This is a genomic window from Sphingomonas sp. Leaf34, assembly GCF_001421805.1.
Lineage (GTDB): Bacteria > Pseudomonadota > Alphaproteobacteria > Sphingomonadales > Sphingomonadaceae > Sphingomonas.
Genome location: NZ_LMLC01000004.1, coordinates 1 through 21,778, shown reverse-complemented (window position 1 = coordinate 21,778; position 21,778 = coordinate 1). Strand labels below are relative to the sequence as shown.

General features: G+C 64.4%; 9 protein-coding genes and 1 tRNA gene. 9 read left to right on the top strand and 1 reads right to left on the bottom strand.

From position 1 onward, the window contains the following. The first annotated feature begins 120 nt into the window (after positions 1-120). The 9 genes from ASF00_RS11560 to ASF00_RS11520 all read left to right on the top strand — a co-directional run bounded on the left by ASF00_RS11560 (position 121) and on the right by ASF00_RS11520 (position 21,569). The gene (locus ASF00_RS11560) at positions 121-2,172 is read left to right on the top strand and encodes a glycoside hydrolase family 31 protein (protein ID WP_055878961.1); all 2,052 of its coding nucleotides are present in this window, start codon (positions 121-123) and stop codon (positions 2,170-2,172) included. 78 nt (positions 2,173-2,250) lie between these two features. Then, positions 2,251-3,633: an MFS transporter gene (locus ASF00_RS11555; RefSeq protein WP_235525782.1), complete on the top strand. Its 1,383-nt coding sequence runs from the start codon at positions 2,251-2,253 to the stop codon at positions 3,631-3,633. Positions 3,634-3,674: 41 nt separating this feature from the next. Then, complete coding sequence (locus tag ASF00_RS11550) at positions 3,675-6,470, top strand: cellulosome protein (RefSeq protein WP_200910534.1); 2,796 nt, start codon at positions 3,675-3,677, stop codon at positions 6,468-6,470. Positions 6,471-6,548: 78 nt separating this feature from the next. Further along, positions 6,549-9,347, top strand: a complete 2,799-nt coding sequence (locus ASF00_RS11545) for a TonB-dependent receptor (protein ID WP_162233583.1) — start codon at positions 6,549-6,551, stop codon at positions 9,345-9,347. A gap of 307 nt (positions 9,348-9,654) precedes the next feature. Further along, the gene (gene galA / locus ASF00_RS11540) at positions 9,655-12,546 is read left to right on the top strand and encodes a beta-galactosidase GalA (protein ID WP_055878950.1); all 2,892 of its coding nucleotides are present in this window, start codon (positions 9,655-9,657) and stop codon (positions 12,544-12,546) included. 789 nt (positions 12,547-13,335) lie between these two features. Then, a complete protein-coding gene (locus ASF00_RS11535; protein WP_055878946.1) occupies positions 13,336-16,098 on the top strand; it encodes a TonB-dependent receptor in 2,763 nt (920 codons plus the stop codon). Positions 16,099-16,131: 33 nt separating this feature from the next. Next, positions 16,132-18,408, top strand: a complete 2,277-nt coding sequence (locus ASF00_RS11530) for an alpha-N-acetylglucosaminidase (protein ID WP_082463402.1) — start codon at positions 16,132-16,134, stop codon at positions 18,406-18,408. Continuing rightward, positions 18,405-19,538: an acyltransferase family protein gene (locus ASF00_RS11525; protein WP_055878943.1), complete on the top strand. Its 1,134-nt coding sequence runs from the start codon at positions 18,405-18,407 to the stop codon at positions 19,536-19,538. The genes ASF00_RS11530 and ASF00_RS11525 overlap by 4 nt, the downstream gene beginning before the upstream one ends. Before the next feature lie 903 nt (positions 19,539-20,441). Further along, a complete protein-coding gene (locus ASF00_RS11520) occupies positions 20,442-21,569 on the top strand; it encodes a LuxR C-terminal-related transcriptional regulator (protein ID WP_082463401.1) in 1,128 nt (375 codons plus the stop codon). 111 nt (positions 21,570-21,680) lie between these two features. Here the strand turns inward: ASF00_RS11520 and ASF00_RS11515 are convergent. Continuing rightward, positions 21,681-21,757: transfer RNA gene (locus tag ASF00_RS11515), tRNA-Met, on the bottom strand. Between the last annotated feature and the right edge of the window lie 21 nt (positions 21,758-21,778).

The window sequence follows — 21,778 nt, the reverse complement described above, 5'->3', positions numbered from 1 at the left end:
CCGCCGGACGCAAGTACGTGTTGACAGCGCGAGCCGCATAAGTGATCTACCGTAAACGTTTACGGAAAACGTTTACGGATTGCCGCGACAGACGGCGACAGGATCGAGGATGACGCGCGAATGGACACGCTGACACTGCAACCGGACGCCGTCTGCTGGTCGTATAACGGCGAGTGGCTGCGCATCGAGGCCCATGGCCACGATGGACTTCGGCTGCGGGCGTCGCCCTATCCGGAACGCGACGTACCGCCGGGCGCGCTGCTGCCATCGCCGGGCCACAGCGCGCACGTCACGCGCGATGGCAACATCGCCCGCATCGCCAATGGCGGCATCGTGGCGGAAATCGACCTGCAGGGGCGCGTCCGTTTCCTGAACAGCCAAGGACGGCTGCTGCTCGAGGAGAAATGGCGGCAGCGCGATACCGTCACGCAATACTGGACCGTCGGCGAACCGGAAACGCGCAAGATCAGCGCCCTCGCCCTTTCCGGCCGCGAGTTCAAACCGCTCCACGGCGGGGTGTCCAAGATCACCGTTCGGTTCGAAGCGAAACAGGACGAGCGGCTGTTCGGCATGGGCCAGTATCAGCAGCCCAATCTGGATCTTGCAGGATGCTCGCTCGAACTCGCCCAACGAAATTCGCAGGCCAGCGTCCCGTTCGTCGTATCGAGCCATGGCTATGGGTTGCTGTGGAACTCCCCGGCGGTCGGTGAGGCCTGTTTCGCCGCAAACGGCATGCGCTGGACGTCGGACGCCGCGCGCGCGATCGACTATTGGATCACCGCGGGCGACACCCCGGCGGATATCGTACGCAGTTATGCGTCCGTCACCGGCACGGTCCCGATGATGCCCGCGTTCGCGACCGGGCTCTGGCAGTGCAAGCTGCGCTATCGGACCCAAGACGAACTGCTCGACGTCGCGCGCGACTATGCGCGACGGGGCATTCCGCTGTCGGTGATCGTCGCCGACTTCTTTCATTGGCCGGTGCAGGGGGATTGGCGGTTCGACCCGCGCGAATGGCCAGACCCCGCCGCGATGACTGCGGAACTTGAGGCTATGGGTGTCGCGCTCATGGTATCGGTCTGGCCGACCGTCGATCCGCGCTCGGACAATTATGCGACGATGGCCGAGCGCGGCTATCTGGTCAACGCCAACCGCGGCATCAACATTCACCAGGATTTTCTGGGCAACACACGCTTCATCGACGCCACGCATCCCGGCGCCCGCGCCTTCATCTGGGACGTCGCGAAACGCAATTACCGGGATCTGGGTGTCAAGCTGTTCTGGCTGGACGAGGCCGAACCGGAATACAGCGCATATGATTTCGATCTCTATCGCTATCATGCGGGTGACGTCCGCGAAGTCGGCAACGCCTATCCGCTGCACTATACGCAGGCATTCCATGACGGCTTGAAAGCCGATGGCGAGACCGAGATCGTCAGCCTGGTTCGCTGCGCCTGGGCCGGCAGCCAGCGTTATGGGGCACTGGTCTGGTCCGGCGACATCCAGAGCTCGTTCGATTCGATGCGCAACCAGCTCAGCGCCGGGCTGAACATGGGACTGGCCGGTATCCCGTGGTGGACGACCGACATTGGCGGGTTCCACGGCGGCCATGTCGACGATCCCGCCTTCCACGAGCTGCTGGTGCGGTGGTTCCAATGGGCGGTCTTTTCCCCCATCCTGCGCATGCACGGGCACCGCGATCCGATCACCCCGCCCGAAGTCCCGTTCCGCGACGGCATCGCGCAGTGCGACACGGGGGCGGGCAACGAATTGTGGAGCTTCGGCGGCGACGTCTACGCGATCCTGCGCCGGTATGCGGCGCTGCGCGAGCGGCTGCGGCCCTATGTCGGCGATCTGATGCGCGTCGCGCACGAACAGGGTGATCCGCTGATGCGGACGATGTTCTATCAATATCCGGCCGATCCGCACTGCTGGACGATCGACGACCAATATATGTTCGGACCCGACATCCTCGTCGCGCCGATCCTGGCCGCCGGCGCGTCCGCGCGCACGGTGTACCTGCCCGCCGGCGGCTGGATCGACCCGTGGACGGGCGATCGCCTGGAGGGCGGCACCGCCATCGAACGCGACGCGGCGCTCGACCGGATACCGGTGTTCGTTCGCGCCGACGCCGCAGTAATCGCGGCGTTAGCGGAGGACGCGGACGACTGAATGAATTGAACGGCGGCAACCGGATACGGCGCGCATGACAGCGGCGGTCCAGCGGAGGGCATGATGAGCGGAACAGCGGTGATACAGACAGCGGACGGCAGCCTTGTCGCGGACGATCCCCGGCGCGGCGCGCGCGTGCCGTTCTTCGAGAAGATCTGTTATGGTCTGGGCGACGCCGGCGGCACGATCATCACCGGTCTGATCGCGAATTTCCTGACATTCTATTATACCGACGTCTTCGGCCTGGCGCCGGCGGTGGTCGGGATCATCTTCGTTTCGCTGCGTATCTTCGATGCGATCTCCGACCCGTTGATCGGCATCATGGCCGACCGCACGCAGACCCGCTGGGGTAAGTTTCGTCCGTATCTTTTGTGGACCGCGCTGCCGGTCGGGATCAGTTGCTTCCTGACCTTCCAGTCGCCCGATCTGGGCTACGACGGCAAGGTCGCCTACGCCGCGGCGACGTATTTCCTGCTCGCGCTGTTCTATTCGCTGAACAACGTCCCCTATTGCGCGCTCATCACCCGCATGACCGACAGCGCGGAGGAAGGCGTGTCCTGCCAGTCGGTACGGTTCGCGCTGGTGGCGGTTGCGTCGTTCACGGTGTCGGTCGGCCTGCCGATCATGGTGCGCTATCTCGGTGGCGCGGATATCGCGCGCGGCTACCGCGATGGCGTCGCGATCCTCAGCGCCGTCGCGGTCGTGCTGTTCCTGCTATGCTTTGTATTCGTGCGTGAAAGGACGACGGTTGCCGCCGCGTCCGATGACGTGCCGCTCCGCACCGCGGTCGCCAACACGCTGAAGAACAGCCAGCTGCGACTGACCTTCGTCATGACCCTGTTGCTGATCGGCATCTTCAATACGAAGGGCGGCGCGGCGCTGTATTTCATCACCTATGTCCTGAACGGCGACGCGACCTACCAGGCGCTGTTCTTCGGTACGGCGACGATCGGCGGATTCATCGGGTCGATCGTCGTCCAGCTGTTCACGCGCCGCTTCGCGGTCCGCGACGTCTATGTCTGGGTGAACCTGATCCTCGTCGCCGGTCATTTCGCGGCGTTCTTCGTTCCGGGCGACCTCCCAAACCTGTGGCTGGTGCTGGTGGCGCTGTGCTGCATCGTACTGGGCTGCACGCTGCCGCTGCACTTCACGCTGATCCAGCTCGCCGACCAATATGGTGAATGGAAGACCGGCATGCGCTCGTCGGGGATGAGCTTCGCCTTCAACCAGTTTTTCGTGAAACTGGCCTGGGCACTGGCCGGCGTCCTGATCAGCACGGTTCTCGTCGCCGTGTCGTACCGCGCGGGAGCGGGCAACCAGACGCCGATGTCGCTCTCGGGCATCACCATGCTGTCAACGATCGTGCCCGGCATCCTCCACCTGCTGCTGGCGCTGACCGCAAGCCGCCTGATCCTGAACCGCGAGACGATCGCCGCCATGACCGCAGCACGACCGGCATGATCGCGCGCGTCCCCCACCCGCTCAATCGAAAGCGCATCGCCATGATCCCAACGCATCGTTTCAGTCGCAGGCGCGGTCGCAGCACCCTGATCGTGGCAATGCTCGCCGCGACGACGCTCGCCGGCTACGCCTTCCCTGCCCAGGACGCCGTGGCGCAAGAGACCCCCCGCCAAGACACTAGCAAGCCGGCCGCGATTCCGGCCCAACCCCGCCGCCTGACGATCGACGTGTCGAGCGACACCGGCGCGTATCACGGCGGCGCGTCGGGTACGCTGTACGGTCTTTACGATGCCCGCCTGCCCTTCCCCAATCTGATCGAGGGCATCGGCCTGCGGACCGTATCGACCAAGGCACAGGACGGGCCCCAGCACCCGGGTGCGGATGCGCTCGAGGTTGCGCGGCTGCTGGCGGATGCGTCGAACGGCGACACCTATATCTACATGACCGATATCACCCGGCACTTCCCGTATCGGTGGAAGACCGGTGGCTGTGCCGCGTCGGTCGCAAGCTATATCGAGAAGCTGCGTGCGCAGGTCGAGCAGGCCAAGACGCTGCCCGCCAAGTACCGCTCCCGCATCGTCTTCGTGCCGTATAACGAGCCCGAGGGAAACATGTTCGGTGACGGGCCGGAAAGCTGCGACGGCATCGGCTGGCAAAAGAACCCGAAGATATTCTTCGACGCCTGGGACCGGGCGGTCCGGATGATCCGAGCGACATTGCCGGGGGCGCGCATCGCCGGCCCGAACACCAGCCGGCTATACGACGAGAATCTCGGCTTCATGCGCCACGTGGTCGCGGTCGACACGGTGCCCGACGTCATGACCTGGCACGAGCTCAGCGACCCGGCCACGGTCCGCGCCAGCGTTGCCCGCTATCGCAAATGGGAAGATCAGGTCTTCGCCGGGACGCGGCACGATGGCCGACATCTGCCGATCAACATCAACGAATACGCCTATAATTATCACACCTCGGTGCCGGGCCAGATGATCCAGTGGATCGCTGCGATCGAGGACGCGAAGGTCGATGCCGACATCGCCTATTGGAACATCGACGGCAATCTCAGCGATTCCGCGGTGCAGGCCAATCGCGGCAATGGCCAGTGGTGGCTGCTGCACGCGTATGCCGGGATGAGCGGCCATACGCTGGCCGTGACGCCGCCACAGCCGGGCGAGAGCTACACCTTGCAAGGCGTGGCAACGCTCGACCCGGCCAAGAAACAGGCGCGCGTGATCCTCGGGGGCGGCAGCGGGGCGAACACCGTGTCGCTCGCCAACATCCCGGCGGCGCTGTTCGGCAGGAACGTCCGCGTCCTGGTGCGCGAGATCGGCTGGAGCGGTCAACTCGGCGATGCGCCTCCACCGCGCGCGATCGCGGACCTGACGCTGCCGATCGTTGCCGGGACGCTGGATCTCGCCTTCGGTCGCGGCGCGTTGCCGGCGCTCCGCGAGGAGTCCGCCTACGAGATGATCGTGTCACCCGCAGGCGGCGGCGCCACGACACGCGACCCGATCCTCTGGCAGCAGGATTACGAGGCGGAGAAGGCCGAGCGCCAAGGCACCGGACTGACGATCAAGGGCCCCGAGGGATCGCCGAAAGCGGTCGACCGCTTCTATACTTCGGGGGGCTATTCGGTGGCGGGACTGGCGACCGGGACCGACACCCGGCTGGCATTCCCCGTCCAGGTTCCGCGCGACGGGACCTACGACCTGCGGGTTATCGCCAACAGCTTCAACAAGGACGCTGCCGTCGCGCAACAGGGGGCAACGAATGTCTTCGTCCGTATCGACGGCATCGCGGCAAGCGAACGCGAGATGCTGCTGCCGCTCGGCTACAAACCCTCGGTCTGGGATCACGCCGACACGACCGTCAAGCTGACCAAGGGGCGCCATGTCGTGACGCTCGCCACGCGCAGCCTCGACGGCAAGCGCCGGACGATCGGCAACGCACTGGTGGACCGTATCACGCTGACGCTGCCCGATCCGAAGGCGGGAGAGGCGATCTACGAAGCGGAATACGCGTCGCTTGCCGGGACCACCCCGTCCTATGGCGCCGCCGCCCGATCGGGCCCCGGCGTGGTCGCGTTACCCCGCGGAGCGCGGGCGACGTTCTGGGTCTATGCCGCCAGCGAGGGCCTTGCGCCGGTCGCTATCGACACGCTGGGATCGCATGCGGTCACCGTGACGGTCAACGGCGCGCCAGTGCCACCCGGATCGACGGCGTTCCTGATGGGCGGCATCAACAAGATCGTGGTGACCGGGGCTTCGGCGGCGACGCTGCTGGACCGTATCCGCGTCGGCACGCCGGCTCTTGGCAACGCCAGCAGCCACGAAGCTGAAGCCGCGACCATTGCCGGAACCGCCAGCATCGCCGCTGCCTCGCGCGCAAGCGGCGCGCGGGCGGTGACCGGGATCGGCGGTGATCCGGGCAATGGCAACACCCTCACCTTCGACGACGTCACCGTCAGCCGGGCCGGTCGCTATGCGCTCACCATCCGCTATTCCAACGACGAACAGTCGCAGGCGACGCACTATAATCCCGATCCGCTCGCCCGCCGCGCGCTGATCTCGGTGAACGGTGACGCACCGATACCCGTAACGTTTCCCAACAGCTTCCATCGCAACAACTGGTGGACGCTGACGGTCCCCGTCACGCTCCACGCAGGGCGCAACAGCGTGCGCTTTGCCGGCGAAGAGCAGCCGAACTTCGACGGACGCAGCTACGCGTCGAAAACCTGGCCGGGCGTGTTGCTGCGGTCACGTTTCGCGCCCGACATCGACCGGATCACGGTCGCGCCGCTGAGCGACCGCGACGCAGCTTCACGCCGACGCCGACGCTGACGCTGACGCTGACGCTGACGCTGACGATGGCGCGCGCGCGCCCGATCGACACCAACGATAAAACTTGAGAGGATGACGATGCGGACTCTTTCGACGCTACTCGTGACCACGTCCGGGCTGGTCCTGGCGGCAACCGGCGGGACCACCGCAGCTTTGGCGCAGACCGGGTCGACCGGGCAGAGCGTCATCGCCGGGACGACGGACGCCCCGGCTGCGACGACCGACCCCGACGCGCAGGATGATGCGACAAGGACAGTCGGCACCGCGGCGGACGCATCCAGCGAGGACATCGTCGTCACCGGCATCCGCGCCAGCCTGCAGAGCGCGCAGACTCTCAAACGCGACAACGTCGCGATCGTCGATGCGCTCGTTGCCGAGGATATTGGCAAGTTTCCCGACAACAACGCCTCCGAGGCGCTCGCACGCGTGACCGGCGTCCAGGTCGGCCGTTATCGCGACGAGGCCAGCGGCGTGCTGATCCGTGGCCTGCCGAACGTACAAACGACGCTCCAGAATCGCGATATCTTCACCGCCGATGGTCGCGCGGTGGCCCTGCAGGATTTTCCCGCTCAAGCGCTGTCCAAGGTCGAAGTGTTCAAGGCCACGACGGCCACGAACATCGAGGGCGGGATCGCGGGGCTCGTTAATATCGGGCTGCGTCGTCCGTTCGATTTTAAGGGGTTCGAACTCGCGGGGGCAATCCGTGGCACCTATAACGACGAATCGCGCAAATATGATCCGATCGGCAGCGTGCTCGTATCGGATCGCTGGGACACCGGGATCGGCGAGATCGGTGCATTGCTCAACTTCAGCTACACCCAGTCGCAGTATCTCAACTCGATCCGCTATCAGGGCTTCCAGGACTATCTGTTGCCCGACCAGCAGGTGTTGCCGGCGTCGGTCAATCGGCAGTTCACGTATCCGCAGGACATCGGGCTGTTCTACGCCCGTGGCATCCGCAAGCGCCCGTCGCTCAACGGCTCGCTGCAATGGCGACCGAACGACAATCTGGAGGTCTATGTCGACGGGTTGTGGCAAGCGTACCGCAATACCCGCGGCGACGACTTCTTCGGCATTCCCATCCAGGCGGGATCACCAACGCTGCGCGACCTCGTCCTGACGGCGGACGGCAAGACGCCTGCCAGCTTCAATGCGCAGCTCGGGATCGTCAACGGACCGTCGAAACAGGTCGGCGTCGAGAAGACCGACACCTATCAGGGCGCGATCGGTGCCAAGTATACGTCGGGCAACGCGGTGTTCACGACCGACCTCGCCTACACCAAATCGATCGTCGACAATGTGTATTACTCGTTCGATACGCAACTCGTCCGGCCGATCGCGGTTCAGGTTGGACTGAACGTCGAAGGCAGCGTCGACTTCACGCCGACCGGGCTCGATTTCAATGATCCCGCCAGCTACAATTTCCGCGGCTTCTACGACCAGCGCAACCGCGCCACGGGCAAGCAGATCCAGTGGCAGGGGAACATGGTGCTCGACACCGGGTCGGAGCTCTTTCCGGAGTTTCAGATCGGCCTGCGCTACGCCAATCGCGATGCCAGCGCGCAGTCGGGCGATCGCTACGCCGCGTTCCCGCAACTCGGCATTCTGATCGCGCAGGTGCCCGGGGTCAATGCGGGCGGCGTCATAGACGCCGGCTTCCGCGGATCCGATACGCAGAAATTCCGCAGCTATTACAGCATCTCCGCCAACGGCGTGCTCGACAACATCACGGGGATCCGTGACTTTGTGCGGGGTGGGCTGGTGCGATCGGGCTCCGACGCAGGCACGATCGCGACATGGGCGCCGGCCATACCCGGCTACAACGCGGTCAACGCCTTTTCCGCAAACGAAGTCACCTACGCCGGCTACACGCAGTTGAAGTTTGCGGGCGAGGCGCTGGGGATCAAGGTCGATGGCGTGATCGGCACGCGGATCGTCATCACCGACAATATTCTCGACGGCACCTCGGCGCAAAACGTCTCGACGAACGGCGTTCCGAGCACGGTGTTCGTTCCTGTGCGGGCCAATAATCGCTATGTCGACATACTGCCGAATATCAACCTGACGTTCCACCTGACCGACAAGCTGCAATTCCGCGCGACACGAACCGAAGCACTAAGCCGGCCGGGATTCAACCAGATCAATCCGGCATTGACGATCCAGCAGGGGACGATCGGCGGGATCATCTCGTACACCGGCTCCGGCGGCAATCCGAACCTGCAGCCGATCCGCTCGGACAATTACGATGCGTCGCTGGAATATTATTTCTCGCGCACCGGATCGATGTCGGTCGCCGGCTTCTATCGCAAGATCGACGGCTTCATCAGCAGTTTTGGCACACAGGAGATCAATCCCACCTTTGGCCCGATCCTCGTCTATCGCCCGCAGAATGCAGGCTCGGGCCAGATCAAGGGGGTCGAGGCCGCGTTCACCACCTTCTTCGACTTCCTGCCGGGTTTTATGCGCGGGTTCGGTATTCAGGCGAACGGCACCTATATCGATGGCTCGCAGAGCCTCCCGCCGGTTCCGGGGCTGACCCGAACGACGGGATCGCTGCCGGGCGTCTCGAAGTGGAGCTACAACGTCATTGGCCTATACGAGGCTGGGCCAGCGTCGGTCCGGCTCGCGTACAACCACCGCAGCGCCAACGTCGATTCCTATACCGCGCCCGGTGTGTTCGCGACGGCGTATTCGGCACCGGTCGGCCGTCTCGACCTGTCCGCCAGCTATGACGTCATGCCGAACGCAACGATCACCATCGATGCGACGAACCTCCTGAAACAGCCTTACAAAAGCTATGTCGAGGCGCCCGCCTACCCGCGCGACGTCCGATACGAGGCGCGTATCTTCTCGATCGGTGCACGCCTGAAATACTGACGATAAGGCATCGACAGCGCGCATCGCATCGCCGGTCCCGATACGATGCGCGCCGTTTACTGGCCCCTGTAAGTCATTGGACGGTTGGCCTGGCAGCACGATTCAGATACCGAATTGAGACCAGTGTCAGCAGTCCCCGTGTTCCTTTTAGACTGTCCAAGTTTTTCAGCCGGGCAAAGATCTGACACGGCCGTCTTAAGCCTAATCCCTCCCCTTGCTATGCTCAGATATCGCGCGAAATGTGGGGTTGAGCGGCCGATGCGTTGATGTATTGTTTTGGCATTACAGATGTATTCCTGGAGGCCCGATGCTAGACCGCCGCACGTTCGTCGTCTCGTCATCGGCGCTTGCCGCCTCGCTGGCCAAACCGGCGCTGGCAGAACGCGGTAGCCCGAACGTCACCACACTCGCCTCGCCCGACATGCCGATCCCGCTCGGCCACCTGCCGCCGCCGCACGCCGCCGCCGACCCGAGCCTGATTGCGCTCAATCATGGCTGGCTGTTCCATGAAGGCGACATCCCCGCCCCCGCCGTACGCGGCAACGATCAGACCTATGCCGCGACCAAGGCGGGCAACGCGCAGGGCGCGGCCGGTCTGGACTATGACGATTCGGACTGGAGCGCCGTGCAATTGCCGCACGACTGGGCGATCGCGCACCCGGTCGAATCCGACCAGAACGATGCATTCGGCTATCGCCGTCGCGGCATTGGCTGGTATCGTCGCTACGTCGTCCTGCCGACGGCATGGCACGGCCAGTATCTCGAACTGCAGCTCGGCGGCATGGCGAACAACGCCACCGTCTGGTTCAACGGCGTGCCGGTCGCGCACAGCCTGTCGGGGTATGTCCAGCAGACCGTCGATCTCACGCCCTATGCCCGCTTTGGCGACGAGCCCAACACCATCGCGATCCGCGTCGACGGCGATGTCATGGAAGGCTGGTGGTATGAAGGCGCCGGCCTCTACCGCGATTGCTGGCTGGCGGTGCGACCCGCGCTGCACATCGCCACCGACGGCGTGCACGCCACGCCGCGCGCGCAGACGGGCGGCGGCTGGCACGTGCCGGTCACGGTAACGCTCGCCAATGCCGGCGCCGAGCAGGGTCAGGCGACGCTCGAAGCGGTCCTGCAGGACGCGAACGGCCGCACGGTGGCGCAGTCGAGCGCCGCCGCCACCGCGGCGCCGCTCGCGACCGCAACCGCGACGATGCTGCTGCCGGTCGCCCTGCCCAGCCTGTGGTCCCCCGACACGCCGACGCTCTACACGCTGCACACGCGGCTGGTGCAGGGCGGCAAGACGATCGACAGCCGCCGGACCGGAATCGGTTTCCGCACCGCCGCGTTCGATCCGGCGACCGGTTTCCACCTCAACGGGGCGCCGCTCAAGATAAAGGGCGTCTGCATCCATCAGGACCATGCCGGCGTCGGCGTCGCGGTGCCGATCGCGCTGATGGAGTGGCGCGTGCGCCGCCTAAAACAGATCGGCGCTAACGCGATCCGCTTCACGCACGGTACCGCCGACGCCGGGATGCTCGACGCATGCGACCGGCTCGGCATGCTGGTGATGGCGGAGAACCGCCATTTCGATCCCAGCCCCGAGTATCTGGCGCACCTCGAATGGATGGTGCGCCGCGACCGCAACCGGCCCAGCATCATCCTGTGGTCGGTCCTGAACGAAGAGCCGATGCAGGGCAGCGAACAGGGCTATGAGATGGTCCGCCGTCTCGCTGCTGCCGTAAAGGCGCTCGACGATACCCGCCCTGTCACCGCCGCGATGAACGACGGCATGTTCACGCCGCGCAACGGCGCCGATGCGGTCGACGTGGTCGGCTTCAACTACAAGCACGGCTGGTATGATCGCTACCACACGCGCCACCCCGACCGCCCGCTGCTCAGCACCGAGGATACCAGCGCGGTGATGACGCGCGGCGAATGGGCAAGCGACACCGCACGCAACGTGCTGACCTCCTACGATACCGAAGCGCCCGAATGGGGCCTGACGCATCACGAAAGCTGGCGGATGATCGGCAGCCGGCCGTACATCGCCGCAACCTTCGTCTGGACCGGGTTCGACTATCACGGCGAACCGACGCCGCTGCCATGGCCGGCGGCATCGAGCTCGTTCGGGATCCTCGACCTGTGCGGCTTCGCCAAGATGGCCTATCATCTGCGGCGCGCGCAGTGGATCACCGCAGAGCCCGTGCTCGCGATCGGCCCGCACTGGAACTGGGCCGGGCGCGAGGGCCAGCCGATCAAGGTCATGGTCCCGACCAATGTCGAGGCGGTGGCGCTGTCGCTCAACGGGCAGCCGATCGGCCGCCAGCTGTGCAAGCCGTTCGAGACGCTCGAATGGCAGGTGCCGTTCGCGCCGGGCACGCTCGAAGCGATCGGGTATCGCGCCGGCCGCGAAGTCGTCCGCGCCAGCGTCACGACCGCAGGCCGGCCTGCCACGTTGCGGCTGACGCCCGATCGCCCGATGATGCTGGGCGACGGGGCCGACGTGCAGCCGATCAGCGTCGACCTGATCGATGGACGCGGCGTCCACGTGCCGACCGCGAACGACACCGTCACCTTCGCAGTCGAGGGCGGCGAGATCATCGGCGTCGGCAATGGCGATCCCAACGATCACGCGCCGGAGCAGGGCAACGCCCGCAAGCTGTTCAACGGTTTCGCGCAGGTGCTGGTAAGATCCGCGGCGGGCGCGAAGCACCTGGTCCTGACCGCGCGCGTCGCCGGGCTGCCCGCTGCCCGCGTGGCATTTCCGCTGGTCGCTGCGCAGAGTCGCGCCGTCGCGGTGACGCCCTCCGTCCATCATCTCGGCGAATGGCGGCGCACGCCGTTCGTTGCTCAGGCGCCCGACGCGCGGACGATCTACCCGACGCAACAATGGCGCGGCTTGAGCTATGTCCGCACCGGCCGGCTCGAGGAGGCGCAGACCGGGCGCGCCTACACGGTGATCCAGGGGCGCTTCGTGCCTCGCCGGCATGTCACGGCACGCGGTGGCACGCTGCATTTCGCAGGCGTGATCGGTCGCGCCGAACTATGGGTCGACGGCCAGCACCTCGCCACGAAGAGCGATCCGGCAGAGGCGACGATGGTCGCCACCCTGCCGGCCGGCGAGCAGGAGCGCGTAGTCACGCTGCTGCTCCAGGCCGATGCCGGCGAGGCGACCGGTCTCAGTCGCGGCGTCGCGGTCTGGTGAGCCGCACGGAATCTGCGCAGTGTGATCCGGCGCGGCGCGTCACCCTCCAAGACGGTGCGGATGCGTCAACACGCGCCGCGCCGCAGTCCCGCAGCGAAGAGATCCAGTCGCCAGTGCATGCGGGTCTGACTAATTTTTGCGCGCTTGCGGAATGACACGCTGACATATCGGACCCGCCAGTACATTCACCGGCACCATGTTGGCGTTCGCTGGCCTATCACTGCCATGATCGCCGGAATCTCCCCTGCCGGTACCGACCCGGGGTGGAATACAGCATCCGCGGCCACACGCCCGCTGCTTCAAATGAGCCTTTGGGCAAACACCCAATAAGGGAGGTCTCGTTGATAGTATCACTGGTATCTAATATGTATGTCCTGCGGCGTTGGCCGCGTGACTGCTAACGCTTGATTGCGCGCGCCCCCTACCCATCAGCAAGCGCCGATCGTCACGATCACAGTGGATCTCGCCGATAGCCGGCACGCCACGATTCGGTGCGATGCTGTCGATGGCAGGGTCTATCACGCTTCGATCTTTGTCCTATTATGACGATCCGTTCATCGTCAGAAATCGCCCTGTGAAGAGCATCCGATTGATCAGTCACGCTTTTTTACTAGACCGTACCAATCAATAACATCTTATCGCACTATGTTATGATTATGTCTCTCTTGCCGCTTGACAGTGGCCTTCAACATCCGTGACACTCCCGTTACAAACGCAGGGTTTTCGGCAGCGACAACGGACAAATAATCCCGTGCGCCACGCTTAATCGCTTTTTTTAAGGGGGTTTTCATGACGTACCGTAAGCGCACGTTTGAACAGGGTTCTGCCAAAGTTTGCCTGCTCGCGACGAGTTGCTTCGCAGCCCTCGCCTTTATCACGCCCGCCGGCGCACAGACCGCACCCGTTGGCGATCCGACACCGACCACGCCGTCCGCGACCGGTGGCCAGAGCGATGGTCGCGACACCGCAGAGATCACCGTGACCGGCTTTCGTCGGAGCCTCGCCTCGGCCGCCCAGGCGAAGCGCAACGATATCCGCATCTCCGACGGCATCACCGCCGAGGATATCGGCAAGTTCCCGGCGCAGAACGTCACCGAAGCAATCCAGCGCATCGCCGGTGTGCAGATGTCGAACATCAATGGTCGCGGGTCGACGATCAGTATTCGCGGGCTCGGCGCGCAATATGCCCGCACGACGATCAACGGCCAGACCTTCGCCAGCGCCGATTTCAAGGACGGCTTCCGCTACGACATCATCCAGACGGATCTCGCCAGCGCGATCCAGGTCGTGAAATCGCCGACCGCCGACATGGACACGGGCGGCCTGTCCGGCACGGTCAACATCGATACGGTGAAGCCGCTCGGCTACAAGGGGCCGCGCTTCATCGTCGGTGTGAAGGGCTATAATTCGGAATATCGCAGCAAGAAGATCACGCCGAAGGTCAGCGGCGCCTATATCGACAGCTTCTTCGACGGTACGCTGGGCGTGATGGCGAACGTCAGCTACCAAGAGCTGACGGATCGCGGCGATTATGCCTTTGTCAAAAACTGGTACAATCCCGGCGTCGTCGATCCGACCAACTATGTGCCCGGCAATTTCCGCCTGCGCCGCATCGATCGCGACAGCAAGCAGCTGATGGCCAGCGGCGCGATCCAGTGGAAGCCGCGATCGAACGTCGAAGTGCTCCTGCAGGGCGAATATTCGAAGGACGACACGCGTTACGATACGCAACAGCTGGTATTCGGCCGCTGGAACCCCACGGATTCCACGAACCCCAGCAAGATCACGGTCGTCAGCACCGCGAACGGCGTTGCCGACAAGATCACCATCAGCAACTTCGGCGTCGGCAATAACGACCAGCCCGAAACGCGCGACCTCAAGACGCAGGCCTATACCGGCACGGTCAACTGGCAGCCGGGCGAAACGTGGAACGTCCACGCCGTCGCGCACTACACCAGAGGCGATGCTGATCTGCGCGAATTCGCCTCGATCGACGGCGCAAACGTGGCCGCGGGCGGTAGCCTCGACATCTCCAACCCGAACAACGTCAAATTCACGACCGACCCCGGCGTATGGGACGGCACGCTGTTCAACCCGGCAAACCGCACCTATTTCGCGTTCGTCGATGGTGCCACGCACATTCAGATGGCCAAGGACGTATCGGGCCAGTTCGACGTCACCAAGGATATCGGGTCGTTCGGCGTCAAGTCCTTCGTGTTCGGCGTGAAATATCACCACGAGAGCTTCCAGACCGACGCCTTTCGCCATGACCGCGACGCCGACGTGACGCGGCCGGATCTGTATCCTGAATATGCGGTCATCCCGAACCTCAGCACGACCGGCATTCGCGTCACGAACTTCCTGGACGGCAAGATCGGTATCCCCACCTCGTTCCTCGAGACCAATGCACCGCTGTGGCAGTCGATCCTCGCGGGGCAGGGTATCACCGTTCCAGACGTCCGCGACTGGGCGAACAGCTATCAAGTCGACCGCTACATTCCCGCCGTCTATGCGATGGCCAATCTCGACTCGATGCTGTTCGGCAAGTCGATCCGCGGCAACGTCGGCGTCCGCTACGAACACACCCACCAGAACGTCACGTCCAACGTCACCGCGGGTACCGACAGCGGCTCCCCACTGCTCCGCACGCAGAACGTGCTTCAGGATTATGGCAACGTCCTGCCGAGCGCGTCCTTCGCGCTCGATCTGACCAACCGGCTCGTGGCACGTCTCGCGGTTGCCAAGGTGCTGGTGCGTCCGCTGCTCAACAGCCAGACCCAGATGGCCGACACCTTTTTCACCGACAACACCGGGATCCGTCCGAGCGTGTCCGTGTCGAACGGCGAATCGCGCCTGAAGCCGCTGACCGCAAATCAGGCCGACCTCAGCCTCGAATTTTATCACGGCCGCGGCAATTCGATCAGCATCGCCGGCTTCTACAAGGCGGTGAAGAACGGAACGTTCACGCAATTCTACTGCCCGACGTCGTTCAACGGCGTGACGCTGAACGGCCAGGTCGGCGGTTGCGCGTCTGCGGATGGCGCGACCGACTATAATTTCAGCCGCAAGCTGAACGACAACAGCGTCATCCACGTCAAGGGCGTCGAATTCGCCGCCTCGGAGAGCTTCGACGAATTCCTGCCGCTGAAGGGCTTTGGTGCGACCGGCAACGTCACCGTGGTCGACGCCGACTCCCCCGCGCTCGGGACGGGTTTCAACCTGCGCGACCTTTCGAAGCTCACCTGGAACGTGACGCCCTACTGGGAAAACGAGATGTTCAGCGTCCGTCTCTCGGTGAACCATCGCAGTGCGTACAAGCAGGATGCGTCGACCAGCTTCTTCGTCGATGGCGGCCAGATCCACACGGTGCGCCCGCGCACGCAGATGGATCTGGCGCTGGGCTTCACCCCGACCACGTTCCTGAGCTTCACCGGCGGCATCATCAATCTGAACAACACGCACGAAGACGCGTATCAGACCAACGCGGACACGTTCCAGCTCGCCAGCCGTACCGGCCGGACATTCTATCTGTCCGCGACCGCACGGTTCTGATCTAACCCGCAACGAAACGAGGCGCCGCCAGCCGTGAAGAGACCAGCCATCCTCGCCATCCAGGGTCTCTTGCTGCTGACGGCGGCCGGCGCCGCTCAGGGGCAGCCGCGCGACACCGATCCGGCGCGCGCCGCACTCAGCCGGCTCGGTATCGCCGCCCCCGGCATCGCGCTGACGATCCGCCCCGCCGCCAAGCCCTATTACCGGGTGCGCGTCCGCAACGGGCGCATGGCGGTCGAGGGGTCCTCCGCGATCGCGCTCGTGCACGGCGCGACGCAGTATCTCCAGCAGCAAGGCCGCGTGTCGCTGAGCTGGGAGGGGCGCCGCATCGCACCGCTCACCGGTCTTCCCACCGGCGACACCGGGCCGGTCGCCTCCGCCTTCGCGCTGCGCACCTACCTCAACACCTGCACGTTCGGATACACCACGCCGTGGTGGGCTTGGGGTCGCTGGTCGGACGAGATCGACTGGATGGCGGCACGCGGCATCGACACGCCGCTCGCGATGGAGGGGCAGGAATATGTCTGGCGCGCCTTGTGGCGCGATCAGGGACTCAATGATGCCGCCATCGCCAGCGGCCTGTCCGCCGCACCGTTCCTGCCGTGGCAGCGGATGGGCAACATCGCGGGCTACCGCGCGCCGCTGTCGGCGGGGTGGATCGAGAAGAAGCATCAGCTGCAACGCCGCATCCTCGGCCGGATGCGCGCGCTCGGCATGAAGCCGATCCTGCCGGCGTTCTCGGGCTATTTGCCAAAGGCGTTCGCCGACCGGCATCCCAAGGCGCGGATCTACCGGATGCGCGCGTGGGAGGGGTTCCCCGGCACCTACTGGCTCGATCCGTCCGATCCGCTGTTCGCGGTCCTCGCACGGCGCTTCACGCAACTGTACACGCAGACCTACGGCGCCGGCGACTATTACCTGGCCGACGCCTTCAACGAAATGGTGCCGCCGATCGCCGAGGACGGCAGCGATGCGAGCGCTGCGCACTATGGCGACGGGATCGCCAACACCGCCGCGACGCGTGCCGCCGCGCTACCCGTCGCGGTGCGCGACGCGCGGTTGGCTGCCTATGGCGAGAAGCTGTTCCAGTCCGTCACCGCCGCCGCGCCGAACGCGACCTGGGTGATGCAGGGCTGGCTGTTCGGCGCGGACAAGGCATTCTGGACGCCCGACGCGATCCGCGCGTTTCTCAGCCGCGTGCCGAACCAGCGCATGCTGGTGCTCGACATCGGCAACGATCGGTACCCCGGTATCTGGAAGACCAGCGGCGCGTTCGACGGCAAGAGCTGGGTCTATGGCTATGTCCACAATTACGGCGGCAGCAACCCGGTCTATGGCGACCTGGACTTCTACCGCCGCGATCTCGCAAGCCTGCCGACCAGCCCGACGCGAGGCAACCTGACCGGCTTCGGCATGTTCCCGGAAGGGTTGCACAGCAACTCGGTCGTCTATGCCTATGCCTATGATCTGGCCTGGGGGGAGGATGCGAAGCGCCCGGTGACGAACTGGATCGCCGACTATGTGCGCGCGCGTTACGGCGCGGCGTCGCCCGCGCTCGTCGCCGGCTGGGGCAAGGTGATTTCCGGCACCTATGCCACGCGCTACTGGACGCCGCGCTGGTGGCGCGAGATGGCGGGCGCGCATCTGCTGTTCAAACGCCCCGCGCTGATCGCCGCGGATTATCCGGCGTCCCCCGGCGACGAAGCGGCACTGCGTAACGGTATCGGCGGGATACTGGCGGCGGCCCCACGCCAGCCCGCGCCGCTGCTGACCTATGACCTCGTCGATTTCACGCGCCAATACGCAACCCTGCGGCTCGACGCGAAGCTGCGCAGCGCGGTTGCCGCCTACGCCGCCGGCCATATCCCCACCGGCGACCGCGATGCCGCCACCGCAGCACGCCTCGCGCAGCAGATAGACGCGCTGATCGGCAACCAGCAGGAAACGCTCGGCAGCTGGATCGCGGATGCCCGCGCGTATGGCGACACGCCCGCGGAGAAGGATGCGTTCGAGGAGCAGGCCAAAGCGATCGTCACCGTCTGGGGCGGCGCGGGTCACCTTTCCGATTACGCCTCGCGCGCGTGGCAGGGGCTCTACGCCGGCTATTATCTGCCGCGCTGGCAACTCTTCCTCGCCGCGCAGCGCGCCGCCGCGCTGTCGCATCAGCCGCTCGATACCACCGCGACCGCCGCAAAGATTACCGCATGGGAGCAGGCTTGGCTGAAGGACGGCCGCACCTGGTCGCGCCACCGCCCTGCCGATCCGATCGCAGGCGTGCGCCAGTTGCTCGACGACGCAGGACAGCCATGACCGACACACTCGCTCCCGCCAACCCACGCCGCTTCACCGCGCTCGACGTATTTCGCGGACTGACCGTCTTCCTGATGATCCTGGTCAACACCGCCGGGCCGGGCGCCCCCGCCTACGCCACGCTCGTCCATGCAAAATGGTTGGGCTTCACGCTCGCCGACGCGATCTTCCCGAGCTTCCTGTTCGCGATGGGCAACGCGATGAGCTTCGCCACGCGCACCCGGATCGACACCGCGCCGTATCTCACCCGACTGTTCAAACGTGGCGCGATCATCTTCGCGCTCGGGTTCCTGATGTACTGGTTCCCGTTTGTCATGCGCACCGACGACGGCTTGGCGCCGATCCCGTTCGCGCTGACCCGCGTGCCCGGCGTCCTGCAGCGCCTCGCCTTATGCTATGTCGCCGCGGGGCTGCTGGTGCGCTGGCTCGACGTGCGCGCGATCGTGATTGCCGGCATCGTGCTGCTGTTCGGCTATTGGGCGATCCTGCTGGTCCTGTCCGCGCCGGGTATGGCGTACGACAAGTTCGGCACGATCGGCACGCAGCTCGACCTGTGGCTGCTGGGCCCTGGGCATCTGTACAAGAAGGATGGCGGCTTCGATCCCGAAGGGCTGCTCGGGACGCTCCCCGCGATCGTCAACGTGCTGGCGGGCTATCTCGTTGGGCTGGCGGTGCAGCGCGGTGCCAGTCTGACGCGGACGGTGCGCATGATGGCGCTGTACGGGGTCGCGTTCGTCCTTGCCGGGCTGGCCTGGTCGCCGTGGTTCCCGCTCGCCAAGAAGCTCTGGACCAGCTCCTACGTGCTGCTGACGATCGGCATCGACTGCATCGTGCTGGCGGGGATCATCGCGCTGGTCGAGATCGCCGGGGTGAAGCGCGGCACGCGTTTCTTCACGATCCTCGGTCGCAATCCGCTCGCCGTCTATCTGTTCTCCGAGCTGTTCGTGACCGCGATCAACCTGATCCCCGTCGGTGAAGATGGCGGGCTGTACGGCTGGGTCGGTATCGAGATCTTTCAGCGCATCGCACCCGGCGCGTTCGGATCGCTGCTCTGTGCACTCGCCTACACGATGCTGTGCTGGGCGGTCGGCTGGTGGATGGACCGCAAGGGTCTGATCCTCAAGGCATGACGCGGCGATTTGTGCGGGCTCCAGCGCTGGACGGCGGCCTCCGTGCCACCTCTGAGCAACCAGCGCGACGCCCTTCACGCCCAACCGCCGTTAAATGACGCGCGATGACGAGGCTCCGGCGTGACATACGACACCCAGTCCGGGAAGGGCGCGCGCTGGAACGCACAGGACAGAGCATCGATCGCGGCCGCGGGGGCCGGCGCGGCACGTTCACCACGCGAGGCCTCATCGCCATCCCGGCGCCGGCGCGCGGGCATAACCAGCGGGGCGAGGCCCTCGTGCGCGAAGACGCTCGCCGCGTCTGGCAGCGGCGCGCCGCAGCGCGCGACCTACTGGCCTCGGTGAAATCGTGGCGATGGGCCCGATCCGCGAAAGCAAGCTGACGCTACCTCGGATGGTGATTAGCACGCGGTCGCGATCGTGATCGGCCTGGGCGGCGGAGTGATCGCGTCGGGACGTATCATCGACCGCCTCATCCGCGGACCGCCACGCATCTTCGTGATAGCGTCGGCTTCGCTGTCGGTGTCGTTCAACCTGGCGTTCGTGTGGACATCGACCTAGCCATTGGCCCAATCGACCTGATAATCGCCGACGCTTGCACTGCCTTGCCAGTAGACTATCAGGAGGCCGTCCTATCAGAACTATATTCTAATAATTCCCCGGCTAATTTATTTAATGGCCCGCAGAAAAGCCAATAAAACCGTTTTGGCTTACAATTACGCGCAATACCCGAACGATCTTATGCATCTCCACTCGTAGCCCAAATCGCCAATCATCACCCAGATTGTGCGGCTTCCTATACGAATTCGGTAGTATCAGAATGATACATTCGTATTATGACATACTATTCACTTCGCAGTTGCGTAATCCGAGACGTATCTTCGCCGGACGAAGGATACGACGATGACGAACGAGTGCATGGATATTTTCACACGCCCCCACCCCGCCCCGGCGGACACCGTTTGGAATACGCCCGATCGTTATGCGCGATACGACTGCTCCATCGAGTCAAACCCCGCCCCGGCGATCGTCTGCAGACTGCGCGACCTTCGCTACATCATGGTCAATCAGGCATTTCTTGCGTTCACGGACAGCTCTGACGGCGATTGGCTGCGCCGATCGATGTACGAGCGCAACATTCTCGAGGGCGTAGAAAACTATGACCTCGTAAAGCGCGCACTCATCGGCGCACAAGCGATACCGCAGACCCAGGCCAAGATCGCGATGCCCGACGGGACCAGCCGGCGCGTGATCGTGACAGGCCAGCCCGTAACCGTCGCCGGACAACCCTGCATGCTGTTCACGCTTACCGATGTCGCGGCGTGGCATGAGACGGAACGATGCCATGACCAATATCGAACGAGCGTCGAAGCGGCGTTCGCGACTTCGTCGGCGTGCATGATCATAGTCGATGCTGCCACCAACGTAGTGAGCATGGCAAACGAGAGTTTCTGCGCTCTGATTGGGTATTCGCCCAGCGAGCTCGCTGGTCGTTCGCTCGACGATACCGAGATCTGGCCCTCGGGGATTGCATCCGGCTTCGTCCGCGCCAAGTGTGGACAGCGGCTCGAATGCCATGTCTCACAGGCCAACGTCATGGTCGCCGATGACAGCTATGCCCTCTGGACGTTTCAGGACGTCACCCAACGACGGTTAGACGAGCGTAATCTGGCGGCGGCGATTCAGGCTGCGGTTTGCGAATCCAGGTGGCTTAGCCATGCGATATTGGACAATCTGACACTTCGAACCGGACCATCGCGTGGCACCGTTCCATCGGGGTTGAACGATCTCTCGCCCCGAGAGCGCGAAGTGCTGACATTGATCTGCGAGGGCATGGACGACAAGACGATGGCCCGCACGCTGAATGTCAGCGGCAATACCGTGCGTAATCACGTTGCTCGTGTTTACAGCAAGATCGGCGTCAATCGGAGAGTGGCGGCTGCCGCATGGGGCCGCGCACGGGGGTTTGATCGTGGCGCGGATCGCACAGCACTGGTGTTGGCGTCTGACATGGGATCGGCTGAGAGCTAGACCCGTTGCGGTAGTTTGCGACCTGGACCGGATACTGCAGTTGTCGAACGCAGTGGGGGTTCAGAACGCAAAAAAGCCCCTGTCCGGCTGGACTGGGGCTATTTGGTATAGTGGTTGCGGGGACAGGATTTGAACCTGTGACCTTCAGGTTATGAGCCTGACGAGCTACCGGGCTGCTCCACCCCGCGACGGTCCGTATGTGCGGACGT